We start from the raw sequence: 15,034 nt of genomic DNA, 5'->3' as shown, positions 1-15,034 counted from the left end.
CGGTTTACCTCCCCCCTTTCTTTTCCAGGGCCTCAAGGATCCTGTCGGGCGTCATGGGGTACTCCGTGACCCTCACACCCAAGGCGTTGGAAAGGGCCATGAGAACGGCCCCGGGTCCCGGGGACGTGGCTATCTCTCCGACCCCGACGGCCTTGAACCGGTGTGTCGGGAAAGGAGTCTCCAGGATCACGTTCCGGAATTCCGGCAATTCGAGAAAGGTGCGCCACTTGTAATCCATCATGTTGATGTTCAGGATGCGGCCGTTCCGCCTGTCGAGGATCGATTCCTCGAACAGGGCCGTGTCGATTCCCGCTGAGCCCAGGGACCCGTATAGTTGTCCCTCCAGAGAGCGGGGATCGATGATCTGCCCCACATCCGTTGCCCCGAGGACCCGCCGGAGGTTCACCTTTCCGGTTTCGGTGTCTACTTCCACTTCCACGAACAGGGCCAGGAAATTGGGGACGGAATAGTCAGGTTCGAATCGCCCGAAGCCCACGCATGTCTGCATGAGGCCCATGGCCCTGCTCCAGGAGATACCTTCCTTCGGTCTCCCCAGGGGGTAGATCCTGCCGTCCTTGGTGTCCAGGTCCTCAGGGGCCGTCCCCAGCCGGGAAGCGGCCAGTTCAAGCAGTTTCCGTCTCGCCTCCTCCGCGGCCTGGATCACCGCAGACCCCACGGCATAGGTCCCCCGCGAGCCCACCAGCCCGAAATCGAAGGGATTGACCAGGGTATCGGCGGGGGTGATGGAGACCTTCTCAAGGGGAAGCTGAAGCACCTCGGCGGCCATCTTGCAAAGACTACTTCTCTGGCCCATTCCCGATTCCGAAATGTTTACGTGGATGGTAGCCGTGGCATCCGGGTTCAGCCTCACGTAGGCCTCGGACTCGTCTTCCCCCACGTCGGCATTTCCATGGACCCCCACACCCACGCCCTTACGCAGGGGCCCCCGCACTTCGGTCGGCTGAAGCCATCCCTTCCACTTTTCCCGCCATCCAAAGGCCACGGCACCCTTCTCCAGGGCCTCAGAATAGTCCTTTCCCCGGCAGATCCAGTAATTGCCTTCCCGCCAGACGTATCCCTCGCCCGGTTTCACGAAGTTCTTCTTGAAAAATTCGACCGGATCGATGGCGGCCTTCTCCATGGCTTCTAAAAGGAGCGGATATAGTGCGGATTCCAACTCCTGGCCCCCGAATCCGCGGACGACCCCGGAGGCGCTTCGATTGGTGCAGACCAGCTTGGTCTTCAGGTCCCAATTTCGGCACTTAAGCATCAGTTGAGCCTCGCCGCAACCCACCGCTACCTGCGCCTGGGCCATGTCAGAAAACGCTCCGGTATCCACGAACCATTCCCCCGATACGGCCGTTACCGTCCCGTCTCTCTTGATCCCGATCTTTCCGCGGAACCTGGATCCCAGCCTCAGGACGAAGGCGCCGAAATGTTCTTCCTTGTCGTAACACACCTTTACCGGCCGCCCCGTAACCTTGGCAAGGGCGGCCGCGTAAAATAGAGGGAGCGGAGCGTAATTCTTTGAACCGAAACTCCCTCCGCACTGGGTATTGATGGCGCGTATGTCGGGAAAACCCATCTTGGACTGCATGATAAAGCGGTGCCAGGAGGCGCTCTGGGTTCCCGACCAGACCACGAGCCGATCATCGTCCTCCCATTCGGCAATTACGCCGGGCGGTTCGATAGGCAAGGGATTGGGTATACTTTCATATCGATACGTCCCCTGGACGACGAAATCGGCCTCCTTGAATCCCTTTTCCACATCCCCTGCCACAACTTCCCTGATGGTCTTCGGTCCAAATGCATGAAAGGGCGGGACCAGATTTCGGGGAAAATCCTCATGGACGAGCGGTGCCTCCTCCCCGACGGCCTCCTCCACATCATAAACCGGATCGAGCGAGGCGTATTCCACCCGGATCAAGTCCAGGGCCTCCCTTGCGATCTCCCCGGTCTCCGCGGCCACTAAGGCTACCGCGTCTCCGACGAATCGCACCTTGCGATCGAGAACAGGCATGTGGCGCGGCATTCCCGCTTTCCAGTCGGGCGCGTTCTCGTGGGTCAAAACCGCCTCGACACCCGGCAGCTTCTCCGCCTCGGCCGTCTCGATCCTGCGGATCTCCGCGTGGGGATAAGGGCTTCTGAGCACCCTCCCGTGAAGCATGCCCGGCATTCTCAAGTCATCGATGTACTTTGCCCTTCCCGTAACGATCTCAAGGGCGTCTTTGCGCGGCATGGATTTCCCTATGAACCGGTATTTCTTCTCGGACACGCCTAGTCCCTCCCCTTCCTGGAGGCCTCCACCACCGCCTCTACCACGTGGTAGTGACTGATACACCTGCAGTAGTGCCCCGAAAGGGCCTCCTTGATCTCCTCCACCCGGGGAGAAGGGTTCTTTTCCAGCAATGACTTCGAGGCCATGATGATCCCCGGAGTGCAGAATCCGCACTGAAATGCTGTATGATCGATGAAGGCCTGTTGGAGCGGGTCCAGCTCGCCCGTACGCCGGTCCTCGAGGCCCTCGATCGTCGTGATGCGCTTGCCGTCGCATTCCACGGTAAGCATCATGCAGGAGAGTACGGGTTCTCCGTCCATGAGAACCGTGCAGGAACCGCAGCCCCCCTGGTCACAACCCACCTTGGTGCCCGTAAGGCCGAGGGTCTCCCTGAGGGTTTCAGCCAGGGTGTGGGAAGGAGCTACCTGGTATTTCCGGTCCCCGATTTCCAGTCGGTAGGAGGTTCCGTTTACGACAAGGTTGATGGTACCCGACCTTTCCTCTTTCTCCTTTTCCATCCTCCACTCCTTTCATCCGGCGATGGGCCCCAAGGCATTCACCTATTAAAAAACGAGATCATGGCATGCATCCCGCAACTCTCGTTTTTCCATGGAGATTTCATCTATCCTGAGCAAAACGGCCTTTCCCACCTTCTCGGTTGAAATGAGGAACCGTATTCTGTTTTCTCCGCTCATGTGATGGAGATCCGGATAGGCGGGAATTTTCGTATGGCTTTGGCCGGTTTCCAAAGTATCGGTAACGGTTATTCGGATAGTGCATGTCTTGCAATGAATGGTATTGCCGCACCCACCCGACAGGTTGGGGCATATTTGCATTCAAAAGCATCACCCCCGAGCTTCCCCTCTATATCTTCCGCTCTTTTATTAAGAACCTTCAGGCCCTCCTTGTTCGCAGTGACAATCCTGCCTTCGGCGTCCACCAAAAACACTGGGCCTGGAAACCGGTCAAGGTATTCCCGTAACGTCACCGCCTCATGAGACAACATTTCCCTTAAGCAATCAGGACAGATACCGTGGGTAACGGGCATATCGGTATCCACTGACTCCGGCTCTTTCCCTTTCATCTTTTTCCGGCACCAGGCGCATACCCTTTTCATGCTTGAATATCACCTCCATTCCCCGGATAAAGCCGACCACACCTTGCCCACGGCGGGTTTCGCAGCATCCCCCGAACCACATTATATGGAGACAAGCCGCTCCGGGTAGTGGCATGTCCTCTCTCCCCGGGAAAAACAAACCTGGAAGATGAGGAATATCCCATGTAAAAATAGCGTATGTCGGCATAAAATGCCATTTAAATTCTCTGTGTATTACGGTTATGACAGGTAATTCAAGGTATGTTGCCGGGTTTCCGATTAAAACATTTGGCAGGGGTCTTTGTTCGTGGTTTGAGGTCTTTGAAACACATGTTTTCAATGACCCCCATTTTTCGAAATGGAGGATTCGGCCATGAAGGCGAGACGAATCGGATGGGTGATAGCCCTGGTCCTTCTTATGTCTCTGATGGGATGCCGCAGCGACGGTACCCCTCCAGGTCAAGGCCGGTTCACCCAAACGGCGAACCAGGATGCCCAGACAGGCGGGCCTTCCTTTATTGACGCTCACAATCATCTTGTCGGCTTTAACCGTCCCGGGAAGGACTACCTTACCGCAGCCCGCGTCGCCTTGAAAAAGATGGACCAACTCGGAATCCTGAAAATGGTCATCATGCCTCCGCCCCGGGTTCCTGATCAGCCGGGATCATTCGATGTATCTGACCTGATCCCGGTGGTCAAGAGATACCCGAACCGGTTTGCCTGTCTGGGGGGCGGCGGGACCCTGAACGTGATGATCCACGAAAACAAAACTCGAAGAACAATTGGCGCCGATACGAAGAGGAAGTTCGAGAAAATGGCCCTCAACATCCTCTCCCGGGGCGCCATCGGATTCGGAGAACTTTCCGTGGAACACTTCTCCTTAAACTGGGACCATCCTTACGAATCCGCACCGGCCGATCATCCACTCTTCCTGATGCTGGCCGATCTGGCGGCCAGGCACCATGTACCCTTAGATATCCACATGGAGGCGATCCCCCAAGACATGCCGCTTCCAAAAAGAAACCTATTGCTCCGTTCGGGGCGAAATCCGGCAATGCTCCATGAAAACCTGTCCGCTTTTGAAAGGCTGCTTGACCACAACCGGGAGGCCAAAATCATTTGGGCGCACGTCGGCTGGTGCAACACGGGATACCGGACCCCGGCCTTGTGCCGAAAGCTGCTCCAGAAACATCCCAATCTCTTCATGACTATCAAGCTCAGTCCTGAAAGCGTTCCAGCGACCCGCATCCTTACGAAAGACCAAAAATCGATCAAACCGGCTTGGCTTACCCTGTTTCAGGACTATCCCGACCGGTTCTTGATCGGTACGGACCAGTTCTATGTTCCGCCCGGCTCCAGAAGGATCGGCCCCCAGAAGACGAGTACCACGAGGCAGCTCATGAACCTGCTGCCGCCCGGCCTGGCTCGGAAGATCGGGATTGAAAACCCGAGACATGTCTTAAACCTGAAGTAAACGTCCATTCCGGTTCGGAATGGCCTGAGGATTCAAGGGGCCGAGGAAAGGAGTCTGGAAATGAGAAACGATTTCTGGAGCACCGCCAGCAAGGAGGCTGTCCGATTTGACTTGTAGGCCCATTTCAATGTAAAAGGGGGCCGCCTCTGGTATACGGAATTGAATCATTTTCCGCTTCGTATTTAATAAAACGTGACAATTACCCGCAGATAACGGCTGTTATCAAGTTCAGGTTCCTTTGCAGGCCAGCGAAAAGCAGGGGTCAAGAGAACATGCCGCTCACTGCCTGAAACCGCAAATCCTATTTTGGACAAGGGGGATCCTATGCATAACAGCCACTTTTTGATTCATATTCAACCCAAACAGCGGAAATCAGAGGCAGAGATTCTCACGGGGGAATCCGACCCGCCAGGGGTCGAACAACATGAATGCGAGGGGAAAACACAAAAAGATCGAAGAGACTTTGCCATGAAAAATTTTGCCAACTATAGAAATCGACTTTTGAAATTCCTTTCGCCCGTGCCGAGCATTCAGGCGATCCTGACCACCGAAGAGGACCTTGAGACCAAGAGGGACAAGATTCGAAGGGCCCTGACCGATATCCTTGTTACCAGCTACGAACAAGATCCCAACCTTCCATCCCTCGAGTGGGTCCTCACCCACGATGCGGTAGAGGCATGGCGTAACCTGTGTTCCAAACGAAACGAGTCCTTGGCCCGTTTCAGCTTCCTTGGATACCTGAACGATCTGCTGAAAAACCGGCCCCCGAAGGACCTTCCCCGGCCCGAACCCGGGTTTTTCGCCGAGGTGGACCACTTGGTGCGCGGCATCGCCCGCAACACGGGAATCTATCCGCAGGCCGTACCTGCCTTTCTCAAGTACCACGGCACCCGGGCGGCCCAATTGCGTTCGGCCGACCTCTCACGGCTGGCCAAGAGCGCCCGCCTTTTCATGGAACGCTATCCGAGCGGGCTGGATCCCGAGGTGATCCGCAGGCGAAGCCGAAACAAACAAAGAATCATGAAATATTTTGGGGCAACGGACCTGGAGTGGAATCACTGGCAATGGCATACCCGCCACATCATTCGAAACGTCGAGACCTTGAGCGCCCTGGTGGGACTGAGCAACGACCAGTTCGAGGCGGTACGGATGGCCAAGGCGGAAGGTATCCCTTTTGGAATCACCCCCTATTACCTGACCCTGTTCGACCAAAGGCCTGGCGGCGACACCGACCGCGCCGTCCGGGCCCAGGTCATCCCGAGCCGTCACTATGTCGAAACCATGAAGATACAGCGCCGGTCCGGCGATGCTTCCATGGATTTCATGCTCGAACGGGACACCTCGCCCATCGAGGCCGTCACCCGGCGTTATCCGAACATCGTGATCCTCAAGCCGGTCCTCACATGCCCTCAGATATGCGTTTATTGCCAGCGTAACTGGCAGATCGAGGACGTCTATTCGCCAAGCGCCGTCACTCCGCCCAAGGTCCTGGAGCGGGCCCTTCGGTGGATCGAAAAAAACCGGGAGATCAACGAGGTTCTGATCACAGGCGGCGATCCCCTGCTGCTTTCCAACCGCAAAATAGAAAGCCTGCTGAGTCGGCTCGCACGCAACCCTAACATCATCCGCATCCGGATCGGCACCCGCACCCCGGTAACCCTTCCCCAGCGCATCACCGAGGCGTTGGTCAAGGCCATCGACCGTTACCATATCCCCGGCCGGCGCGAGGTGGTCATCGTCACCCATTTCGAGCATCCTTACGAGATCACCCCCGAGGCCATGGAGGCGGTTCAAAGATTCCGGCGCCACGGCATCGATGTTTACAACCAGTTGGTATATACCTTCTTCAACTCCCGCAAGTTCGAGGCCGCGGCCTTACGCCAGATGTTACGGTTGATCGGGGTCACCCCCTATTACACCTTCAACACCAAGGGTAAAGAGGAGACCGACGACTTCCGGGTTCCCATCGCGCGGTTGCTCCAGGAGCAGAAGGAGGAGGCCCGTATTCTCCCCGGAACGGTCCGAACCGACAAGGTGGTCTTCAACGTACCGGGACTTGGGAAAAACTACCTGGACGCCTCCCAGCATCACAACGTGATCTCCATCCTGCCCGACGGGCGGCGTGTCTACGAGTTCCACCCCTGGGAAAAGAAACTCGCTCTGGTCGACACCTATGTTTATACCGACGTGTCGATCTATGATTACCTCAGGAAGCTGAAGGCCGCCGGAGAGGATGTCCGCGACTATCGTTCGATTTGGTACTATTACTAGGACCTAAATTGAGCGATTTCCAAGTTTTCAGGAGACCTGCCTGAGGCAGGATGAGATTCCAGGCAGGGCGGCGAAGGTCAACCGGCTCCAGCCCCCTGGAGCCTGAAATACTGCTTCACCCGGGAATAAGACGGAGGTTCCCAGCGGGAGAGAAACCGTTCCTTGGCCCGGATGATCCTCCGGCGGGAGATTTCGAGCCGCTCATTGGATAAGCGGCCCTGGAGCACACGATTACACACAAGCTCCAGGCCTTCCCTTGCCCGTTCCTGGTCCTTGCAGACCAGGAGGATATCCGCACCGGCCTCCAGGGCCTCCGCAGCCCCTTCCGCGACCCCCCAACCGCGCGCAACGGCGCCCATCTCCAGGTCATCGGTCAGGACCAGGCCGTCATACTCCATCTCTTCCCTCAAAAGCCCTGTTAATACGGACGGGGAAAGGGTCGCCGGGCACACGGGATCCAGGGCCGGATAAAGGGCGTGGGAGGTCATGATACCGCACACCCCTTCTTTGATGGCCGCCCGGAAGGGATGGAGGTTGACCGATCTGATTTCGCTCAAGTCCTGAGAGATTCGCGGGAGTTCGGCGTGGGGGTCTCTCTCCGCTCTCCCCAGGCCCGGGAAATGCTTGGCAACAGCCATGACCCCGTTTTTCTGTAAGGCCCGGATGACGATCCGGCCGAGCCGGGCCACCCTTTCAGGGTCCTCCCCGAAGGTCCTTCCACGAAGATGTCTTTCCGGCTCTCCTTCCGGCACGTCCACCACCGGTGCAAGATCCATGTTGAGGCCCACCAGCCTCATCTCCCGGGCCGTGACCCGGCCGAATTCATCGGCCCTCCTCTCGGGATAATCCCCGGAGCCGATCGCCCGATTCCCCGGAAAGACGGTGAATGGTTCCTTCAGGCGGGCCACAGGGCCGCCTTCCTGGTCGACGGCCAGGAACAGGGGAGTTCCGTGGTATTTCAGGGCCCTTTCCTGCAAATCGCGGCAAAGGGCGGTCAACTGCAGGGGCTCCTGGATATTCCGTGAAAAAAGGATGACGCCCCCGATGTTGTATTCTCGTATAAGTGCATCGGTATCGCGGTCAAGCCGGGGTCCTGGAATCCCGATCATGAAAAGCTGACCGATCTTTTGTTTCAGTTCCGAAAGGTCCAGGGTCGTACCCATATTGCTCTCTCCTTTTCCCGCACATCTTCCAGCCACCCCTATCCGGTTCAGGGATACCGGCGACACTCCAGGTCCCATGCCCTACACCCCCCGGCCTTATCCGCCGGGAGCGGGCCTGACGGAGGAAAACCTCGCAGAATTTTCAACCTAAACTGAGCGTTTCAAAATTTTGATGAAACCTTTTATTAAATATATCAAAAGAGTACATGGTAGTGTCCGGTAAGGTATCATAACCTGTAAGGTCAAGAACATACCATATGTATATTTTTCAAATCACCAAATTTTGAAACCCTTCGGGATTTCCGATTTTACAGGATCTGCTGCGTTGCCTGCCTGTGCGTTGCCTGTCTGCCGTCCCAACGGGACAGGCAGGCACGCAGACAGGCGCTTCGGATTCCGTCATTGCGGCGTACTGATATGTACGTCTCATTCCTGAATCCCTGCCCGCCAGCTTTCTGGCGGGCCTGCGCGCCTTGCATCTCCTGAAAACTCGGAAATCGCTCAATTTAGGTTCAAGGGAAGAAGAAAAAAATTCCTTAAAGATTGCAGGAAATTCCCGTTTGCAATTCCCTCCCATTTCAGGCATCAAAGGGTGAAGACCATGGCGAATCAGAATCCCGAGCAGAACCGGCAGGGCCGTGGATCCTTTACTGTGTGCTGTATGGGGTCGATCATGGCATCGGATGACCTTGAAAGAATCGAGGAGGCATTTGAATCCGGAATCCTTTTAAGACCCTCCCCGACCCGTAGATTCCATTTCGTGGACCTGGTAAGGGCGATCGGGCTCCTAAGGGGAGTCAAAGGCCTCGGGGGCGGTGCCGCTGTGGAGCGACTCGGCCGGATGATAGGAGCGGCGGATCACCATGTGCTCATCCTGGTCGACGGACTCGGCCTTCCATTGCTTGAACGCCTCCCTGGGAACAGTTTCCTGAGGTCCATGGAGCCCCTTACCCTTCAGGCCGTTTTCCCTTCCACCACGGCCTGTGCCATGACGACCCTCGCCACCGGCAGGTGGCCCGGCCGCCATGCCGTTCCCGGCTGGTGGACATACCTCGAGGAGAAGAGGATCAGCATCGTCACGGTCCGGCTCCAGGGCCGCTTCACGGGCAAGCCCATTGAAGACCTCGGTCTCACCCTGGAGGATCTCTTTCCCATCCGGAGTTTCTGGTCCTCCATGGAGGGGGGATCCCTGAGCCTGTTGCCCGAAAAGATCGCCCATACCCCTTTCTCCCGCTACGTGAGCGGAGGCGCCCCTACCGCCGGGTACAGGGACATCGACCATGCCATGGAGATCGTAAAAGGGGCAATCACCGGGAGCCCGGAACCCGGACTCCTTTTCCTGTACCTCCCCCAACTCGATGCACTGTCCCACGAAAAAGGGCCGAATCACCCCAAGGTGCCGAACCTCCTCCAAAAAATCGATACGAGCCTCCGCTCCCTTCAAGAATCCATCGGAAACAAGGCGCGGATCATCATCACCGCGGATCACGGCCAGTGCCTGGTGCCCGGGACACGCAAATTTCTCCTTGAAAGGCTCGACCCGCTCCTCACCCTCCTTCACACCCATCCCACGGGGGAATCCAACGTGCCGATCTTCCATGTCCTGAGAGGAAAAGAGGAAAGGTTCTGCAAGGCCTTTCGCAATCGCTTCGGGAAACATTTCGCCCTTTTGAGCCCGGAAGAAACGGAATCCCTGGGCCTCTTCGGGCCCGAAGGAATCTCGGCCCTCATGAACCGAAGGTTGGGGACCTTCATCGGCATCGCCCTCGGTCCCGCCGCCCTCTGCTCCTGGCCCCCGGTGAAAAACGGGTATTACAACGAGGGCATTCACGGAGGACTCACCCCCGAGGAAATGCTGGTTCCCCTCGTTCTTGCATGAAAAAAGTAGGGAGGCCGGAGGGAGGCGGGAGAGGGCCTACTGGGTACCGATAAAGAAGGGTCTGAACTGGTCTTCGCTCCAGGTCAAGGACCGGTCGATCTCGGCGAGGAGCCTTTCCTTCTCCCGGGGGATCTCCCAATCGAGATTGATGTAGTTGGTGTAGTGATCGCTTGTGAGTCTGCAACGGCAAGAGAGCCTCTCCAGGAGGTCACGGGTCTCTTCCAGCACCTGGTGGGGAGAGAGGAGACGAAAGCAGGCTGTCGGCCTCGCTCGGGGGCCTGTAGATAGGGCCTTCATATCTCATGATCCTTCCCGTTCTCTTCCCGGGTGGGTCTAACCGAAATTCTGAAAGCTCAATTTAGGTATTTGCCTGCCAGTTTGTCCAGGGGGCTTTGCACGGCGGTCAAATCTTTTTCCATCACATGGGTGTAAATTTCGGTTGTCTTTACATCGGCATGTCCCATCAGTTCCTGCACTACACGGATGTTAACGCCGTTTTCCAGCATGTGGGTGGCAAATGAATGCCTGAATGTATGGCAACTGACCCGCTTGGTGATACCGGCCCGCTTGACAGCGGTTTTTACGGCTTTTTGCAATCCTGATTCCAGCACGTGGTGCCGCCGCCATATCCCGCTGCGGGGATCGGCACTCAATTTCTTGGCTGGAAAGACATACTGCCATTGACATAAATTGAGCGATTTTCGAGTTTTCTGGAGATGCAAGGCGCGCGAGGATTCAGGAATGCCCATGTACTCTTTAGATATATCTAAATAAAAGGTCTCATCAAAATTTTGAAACGCTCAGTTTAGATTATAATTTAATGGCCGTGCCCACGTCCCCATTTTTTCACGTCGCAAAGACCAGGAACTCCCGCACCCAGCGAACCAAGTGTGGCTGGTGCTTGGGCGGTGCCAGTTGCCGTTTCCGCAGAAACACAGCTTAACAACGAAATTTCCGCTCAAGTTCTCCCTCGGCTCGATTCATCATTCCGTCCTGATTATACACAATCTCCATAACATCAAAATACTAATGCTATGGTAGTTCGCAACCTCATGCTGGCCAAGTGATTTTTCCTTTTATTTTCAATTGACTATGGGGGAAGCAGTCAATATAATGGGACTAGGTTCCGTGGATTGACAAGGAGCCATTTCGGATAAACGGAGATTGGGTAGAATAACAAGTTCGAGGTACAAATTAATATTATGGAGGAGCAATAATGATTCGCTTTCAGCTTTTCAGATTACGGCTCTTCGTAAATCCTACTTTGTTCAATCAAAATTTGGACCGTATCCAGCTCCTGCGTGATGTGATTTTTGAGAAACCTTCTGCAGAAGTGCGTCACGGCTATTGGTGGCATATTGGCAATGTAAAAAATTTGGATGACAACAGCGCATATTTTGCTCTGGGAAGAACTACAAAATCTATTGTTGAACTATACGATACAAAAACTAGGGATTTTATTATAGATGAACATCCTGAGTCCCCATACACACATGCGTATATTGATTTTTCCCTCCAGGTATTAGCAATTGCATATAAACCACGTCTATCCCAATATACAAAGACTATTGCCAAGCAGCTAGAAAAGTTACTAAATTTGCAGGATGCTTTGCGAAAATTCGATGTTACAGCAGACATATCCCCTTTAAATGATCCGAGAGATTTTCTGACTCACATTAGAGAAGCGGCCATCGTTCAAAGCTTTACTGCAGAAATAACACTGCCCAATCCATTTGATTCAAATGAGGATTTTGAAAAACCTTTCCAACGTTTTGTTCGAGCTACAGAAGGGAACAAAGGCAAAGCTTCAGTTAAGGGACAAGACCTTAATAGAGATGTTCTTGAAGAAGTTACTCGTTCCTGTGCAGTATCAGGTAACGATGTTTCAGCGCGTATGAAGGACACTGAACGAAGTCGATTTAGGACAAGACGTCTCAAAGGACGAGCGGTAACTCTTGATTACGATGATGAAGATCCAGATGAGTCACCTGAGAGTTTTATTGAGGCAATTCGTGAAACCTATAGAGCAATAAGAACGGAACAGAAAGAATGATGAATTTTTGGAAATGGTTCTTCCAAGGTGATACAGCTCCTAATTCCAAATATTTTGAGCAGTCTGCCACTAAAAGGCCCGGAATTTTAGCATACCTGGACTGGTGGTTAGTTTTTCATATGTCCGTTGGGATAATCCTAATGTTTATCGTTCCAGTAAGAATTAATGAAGCTGCCAAATCAATACTGTTACCGCTAGCCGGAATATTTATTGGTTTAACATTTGCTTGGGGCGGTAATGCAGTTTCATTAATGCAATCTGAAGAAATTGATATGCTTGCTAATTACAGGTCGGGGGGGCTTAAAGAATATGTTTTCAAATTTCAATCTGCAATTTTGGTTTTGTTGATTACCATGATTGCTTGGGGACTAGCAGGGCTAAATGTTTTCGAACCGCTTAGGGGCAAGCTGCCATTAGATTTTGCATATAATGCTATTGAAGTACTTCTATATTTTATGATTAGCCTCTCCTTACGCGACTGTTGGCATGTCGTTATGGGGGCACAATCCATGATATTATTGAGAAGTGCTGTAAAAAAGGTACTTGATAGTCAAAAGAGCTCTGAATCGTCGAACAAAAAGATGGACTCTGATTGAAAATGCTAGCGCATTTTCAACAGGTCATCTCTGCCGTTGGGCGGAGAGAGGTGAAAACCTCGCCGTCTCAGCGTTGAGCTATGGAGAAATCGATGAAATTAGTTGAAGTTCAGATTACCAAGTTTCGGAACATCCTAGACTCGGAATTGGTACAGATTCAGTCCGACGTCACGTGCCTCGTCGGTAAGAACGAGTCAGGGAAGACGGCGTTCCTCCACGCGCTCTATCGTCTGCTGCCCGCGCGAGGCAATGTCGCTTTCTCTGTGCATGACCAATATCCTGCCTGGTTGGAAAAGCGTGATCGGCTGCGCGGAATAAACCTCGACGATGTCCGGCCAGTTCAGGCGACGTTCCAGTTAGACGGGGCCGACATGGCTGCAGTCGCCGACGCGCTTGGTAAAGAAATTCTCTCCAGTGACAAACTCCACTTGGAAAGGAGCTACGACGGAACCCTGTACCACAAGGTGGATATTGATGAATCCGCCGCAGTTCGTCACTTGGTCGATAGCCTCGACCTTCCAGATGCGCAGGCGGAGCGCGCAGGCTCGGTCGGGAGCCTCGCTGGACTGCGTGAGCTTGCTACCGAACTGTCGGGGACGGCCGACGACGAAGACGCGGTCAATGCGGGCGCCGTCTTGGCCAGTAAGATCCAAGAAGTGTATGGCACCGAAAGTGTAAGCAAGGCCGTGTGGGACGTTCTGAAGCCTCGGGTGCCCAAGTTTTTCTATTTCCACGAGTACAGCACCCTGCCGTATACCGTGGGAATCCAGCGGGTTCTGCAGGGGGCGGACAAGGAGCTGACGGACGGTGAGCTGACCGCGCGCTCCCTGCTGCGGATGGCGGCCGCAGCCGACGAGTACCTGCTGAATCCGGATTACGAACGGCGCAAGCGCGAGTTAGAGAATGTCGCAAACGCGCTTACCAACGACGTACTTAAGTATTGGAGCCAAAATCCCGAGTTGCGAGTGCTGCCAGACATTGAAAGAGCCACTCCGCAAGGGCAGCCAGGCCCCGACGCCGACGAGTTAAAGATCCGGATATGGGACAACCGTCACCAACTATCGCTGCCGTTTGAGGAGCACTCCAGCGGTTTCCGATGGTTCTTCTCCTTCCTCGCTGCCTTTTCCGAGTACGAGTTCGCTGAAACGCCCGTGGTTATTCTGTTGGACGAGCCTGCCTTGGGGCTGCACGCGCGGGCCCAGGCGGACTTCCTACGCTTCATCGACGAACGCCTATCCAAACGGCATCAGGTTATCTACACAACGCATTCGTCGTTCATGATTCAACCGGGAAAGCTGGAGCGTGTGCGGATGGTAGAAGACAAAGACCGCGAAAATGGTGCGAAGATATGGGCGGACATCATGTCCACTGACCGGGACACGCTGTTCCCTCTCCAAGGTGCTCTCGGATACGACCTCGCACAGCACCTGTTTATCGCGCCCCACAATCTAGTCGTCGAGGGTACGTCGGACTACACGTACCTCCGAGTGATCTCGGATTTTTTCGCGGAACATGGTGATCGCGAACCGCTTGACGAGCGTTGGTCAATGGTACCTGTCGGTGGCGTGGACTTGGTTCCCACGTTTGTCGCATTGCTTGGGCAGCATCTCGACATCACCGTGGTCATAGATGCGCGCAGGAAGGGCCACCAGCGACTGTCTCAATTGGCGGCGCAGGGATATCTGGCCGAGAAACGCATCATCACCATCGGTCAGGTACTCGGGAAGCGCTCTGCGGACATTGAAGACCTCTTTTCGCCCGGCGACTACTTGGGTCTTTATAACAAAGCGTTTGGAACAAGTCACAAGGTAGCGGACCTGACAGGCACCGACCCTATCGTGCACCAACTTGCGCGGCTGGACGGCATTGATCGGTTCGACCACGGCAAGCCGGCTGACGTGCTGCTACGTGACCGGACCAGCATCCTGCCTAACTTTAGTAAGCAGACGTTCGACAACTTCGAATCGCTATTCAGGGCTGTCAACAAAACACTAGCCCAAGAGTAGAAGCTCACTATCACGATCTACAGCAATGGCGCGATCATACCGTCCAATCGGGTAGCCGGGGGTCTTAACCCCCCAGCCCCCACACCACCCCGCATGCGGGTCCGCACGGGGCGGTTCACAGAGGTTACCGGACCGTAGTCGGGTAATAAACAATCACGCATAGCTCTTTGAAAAGCCAAAGGTAATCATTTGGGTCGGACGATTCCATGACGTGCTCC

12 protein-coding genes and 1 pseudogene are annotated in these 15,034 nt (G+C 54.7%); 6 read left to right on the top strand and 7 right to left on the bottom strand.

The features are described 5' to 3' along the window. Window positions 1-4: 4 nt before the first annotated feature. The 4 genes from JRF57_07415 to JRF57_07400 form a co-directional block, all read right to left on the bottom strand. Window positions 5-2,239 carry a xanthine dehydrogenase family protein molybdopterin-binding subunit gene (locus JRF57_07415; protein MBW2303528.1) on the bottom strand — a complete coding sequence of 745 codons (2,235 nt, stop codon included), beginning with the start codon at window positions 2,237-2,239 and terminating at the stop codon, window positions 5-7. A 38-nt stretch (window positions 2,240-2,277) separates the two neighbouring features. Beyond that, window positions 2,278-2,796: a (2Fe-2S)-binding protein gene (locus JRF57_07410; GenBank protein MBW2303527.1), complete on the bottom strand. Its 519-nt coding sequence runs from the start codon at window positions 2,794-2,796 to the stop codon at window positions 2,278-2,280. Window positions 2,797-2,841: 45 nt separating this feature from the next. Then, window positions 2,842-3,114 (bottom strand): hypothetical protein, encoded by a 273-nt coding sequence (locus tag JRF57_07405; protein MBW2303526.1) that lies wholly within the window; start codon window positions 3,112-3,114, stop codon window positions 2,842-2,844. Window positions 3,115-3,297: 183 nt separating this feature from the next. Then, window positions 3,298-3,510 carry a hypothetical protein gene (locus tag JRF57_07400; protein ID MBW2303525.1) on the bottom strand — a complete coding sequence of 71 codons (213 nt, stop codon included), beginning with the start codon at window positions 3,508-3,510 and terminating at the stop codon, window positions 3,298-3,300. Between the two features lie 237 nt (window positions 3,511-3,747). Between JRF57_07400 and JRF57_07395 the strand changes: the two genes are divergently transcribed. Both JRF57_07395 and JRF57_07390 read left to right on the top strand, forming a co-directional pair. After that, complete coding sequence (locus tag JRF57_07395) at window positions 3,748-4,848, top strand: amidohydrolase family protein (GenBank protein ID MBW2303524.1); 1,101 nt, start codon at window positions 3,748-3,750, stop codon at window positions 4,846-4,848. A 468-nt stretch (window positions 4,849-5,316) separates the two neighbouring features. Next, window positions 5,317-7,119, top strand: a complete 1,803-nt coding sequence (locus JRF57_07390; GenBank protein ID MBW2303523.1) for a KamA family radical SAM protein — start codon at window positions 5,317-5,319, stop codon at window positions 7,117-7,119. 77 nt (window positions 7,120-7,196) lie between these two features. On the opposite strand, the gene nagZ is transcribed toward JRF57_07390, so the two are convergent. Beyond that, window positions 7,197-8,360, bottom strand: coding sequence for a beta-N-acetylhexosaminidase (gene nagZ, locus JRF57_07385; GenBank protein MBW2303522.1), 1,164 nt, complete (start codon window positions 8,358-8,360; stop codon window positions 7,197-7,199). A 523-nt stretch (window positions 8,361-8,883) separates the two neighbouring features. On the opposite strand from nagZ, the gene JRF57_07380 reads away from it, so the two are divergent. Beyond that, window positions 8,884-10,161 carry an alkaline phosphatase family protein gene (locus JRF57_07380; protein MBW2303521.1) on the top strand — a complete coding sequence of 426 codons (1,278 nt, stop codon included), beginning with the start codon at window positions 8,884-8,886 and terminating at the stop codon, window positions 10,159-10,161. Window positions 10,162-10,197: 36 nt separating this feature from the next. Here the strand turns inward: JRF57_07380 and JRF57_07375 are convergent, their stop codons facing one another. After that, window positions 10,198-10,458 carry a hypothetical protein gene (locus tag JRF57_07375; GenBank protein MBW2303520.1) on the bottom strand — a complete coding sequence of 87 codons (261 nt, stop codon included), beginning with the start codon at window positions 10,456-10,458 and terminating at the stop codon, window positions 10,198-10,200. 56 nt (window positions 10,459-10,514) lie between these two features. After that, window positions 10,515-10,841 (bottom strand): annotated as a pseudogene (locus JRF57_07370) (tyrosine-type recombinase/integrase). Between the two features lie 536 nt (window positions 10,842-11,377). Between JRF57_07370 and JRF57_07365 the strand changes: the two are divergent. From JRF57_07365 to JRF57_07355, 3 genes are all read left to right on the top strand, one after another. Further along, window positions 11,378-12,214 (top strand): hypothetical protein, encoded by an 837-nt coding sequence (locus JRF57_07365; GenBank protein MBW2303519.1) that lies wholly within the window; start codon window positions 11,378-11,380, stop codon window positions 12,212-12,214. After that, complete coding sequence (locus JRF57_07360; GenBank protein MBW2303518.1) at window positions 12,211-12,810, top strand: hypothetical protein; 600 nt, start codon at window positions 12,211-12,213, stop codon at window positions 12,808-12,810. Before JRF57_07365 ends, JRF57_07360 begins: the two co-directional genes overlap by 4 nt. 92 nt (window positions 12,811-12,902) lie before the next feature. After that, on the top strand, window positions 12,903-14,816 hold the full coding sequence (locus tag JRF57_07355; protein MBW2303517.1) for an AAA family ATPase: 1,914 nt from the start codon (window positions 12,903-12,905) through the stop codon (window positions 14,814-14,816). The last annotated feature ends 218 nt before the right edge of the window (window positions 14,817-15,034 follow it).

Source organism: Deltaproteobacteria bacterium, assembly GCA_019310525.1.
In the GTDB taxonomy this organism is placed as follows: Bacteria; Desulfobacterota; DSM-4660; order Desulfatiglandales; family HGW-15; genus JAFDEE01.
The sequence above is the reverse complement of the archived record's forward strand: the minus strand, read 5'-3'. Positions and strand labels throughout refer to the sequence as shown.

Excerpts from the sequence above, each read along its gene's own strand:
- JRF57_07415 (MBW2303528.1), bottom strand. The coding sequence starts at position 2,239 with ATGCCGCGCAAAGACGCCCTTGAGATCGTTACGGGAAGGGCAAAGTAC.
- JRF57_07410 (MBW2303527.1), bottom strand. The coding sequence starts at position 2,796 with ATGGAAAAGGAGAAAGAGGAAAGGTCGGGTACCATCAACCTTGTCGTA.
- JRF57_07405 (MBW2303526.1), bottom strand. The coding sequence starts at position 3,114 with ATGCAAATATGCCCCAACCTGTCGGGTGGGTGCGGCAATACCATTCAT.
- JRF57_07400 (MBW2303525.1), bottom strand. The coding sequence starts at position 3,510 with ATGCCACTACCCGGAGCGGCTTGTCTCCATATAATGTGGTTCGGGGGA.
- JRF57_07395 (MBW2303524.1), top strand. The coding sequence starts at position 3,748 with ATGAAGGCGAGACGAATCGGATGGGTGATAGCCCTGGTCCTTCTTATG.
- JRF57_07390 (MBW2303523.1), top strand. The coding sequence starts at position 5,317 with ATGAAAAATTTTGCCAACTATAGAAATCGACTTTTGAAATTCCTTTCG.
- nagZ (MBW2303522.1), bottom strand. The coding sequence starts at position 8,360 with ATGGGACCTGGAGTGTCGCCGGTATCCCTGAACCGGATAGGGGTGGCT.
- JRF57_07380 (MBW2303521.1), top strand. The coding sequence starts at position 8,884 with ATGGCGAATCAGAATCCCGAGCAGAACCGGCAGGGCCGTGGATCCTTT.
- JRF57_07375 (MBW2303520.1), bottom strand. The coding sequence starts at position 10,458 with ATGAAGGCCCTATCTACAGGCCCCCGAGCGAGGCCGACAGCCTGCTTT.
- JRF57_07365 (MBW2303519.1), top strand. The coding sequence starts at position 11,378 with ATGATTCGCTTTCAGCTTTTCAGATTACGGCTCTTCGTAAATCCTACT.
- JRF57_07360 (MBW2303518.1), top strand. The coding sequence starts at position 12,211 with ATGATGAATTTTTGGAAATGGTTCTTCCAAGGTGATACAGCTCCTAAT.
- JRF57_07355 (MBW2303517.1), top strand. The coding sequence starts at position 12,903 with ATGAAATTAGTTGAAGTTCAGATTACCAAGTTTCGGAACATCCTAGAC.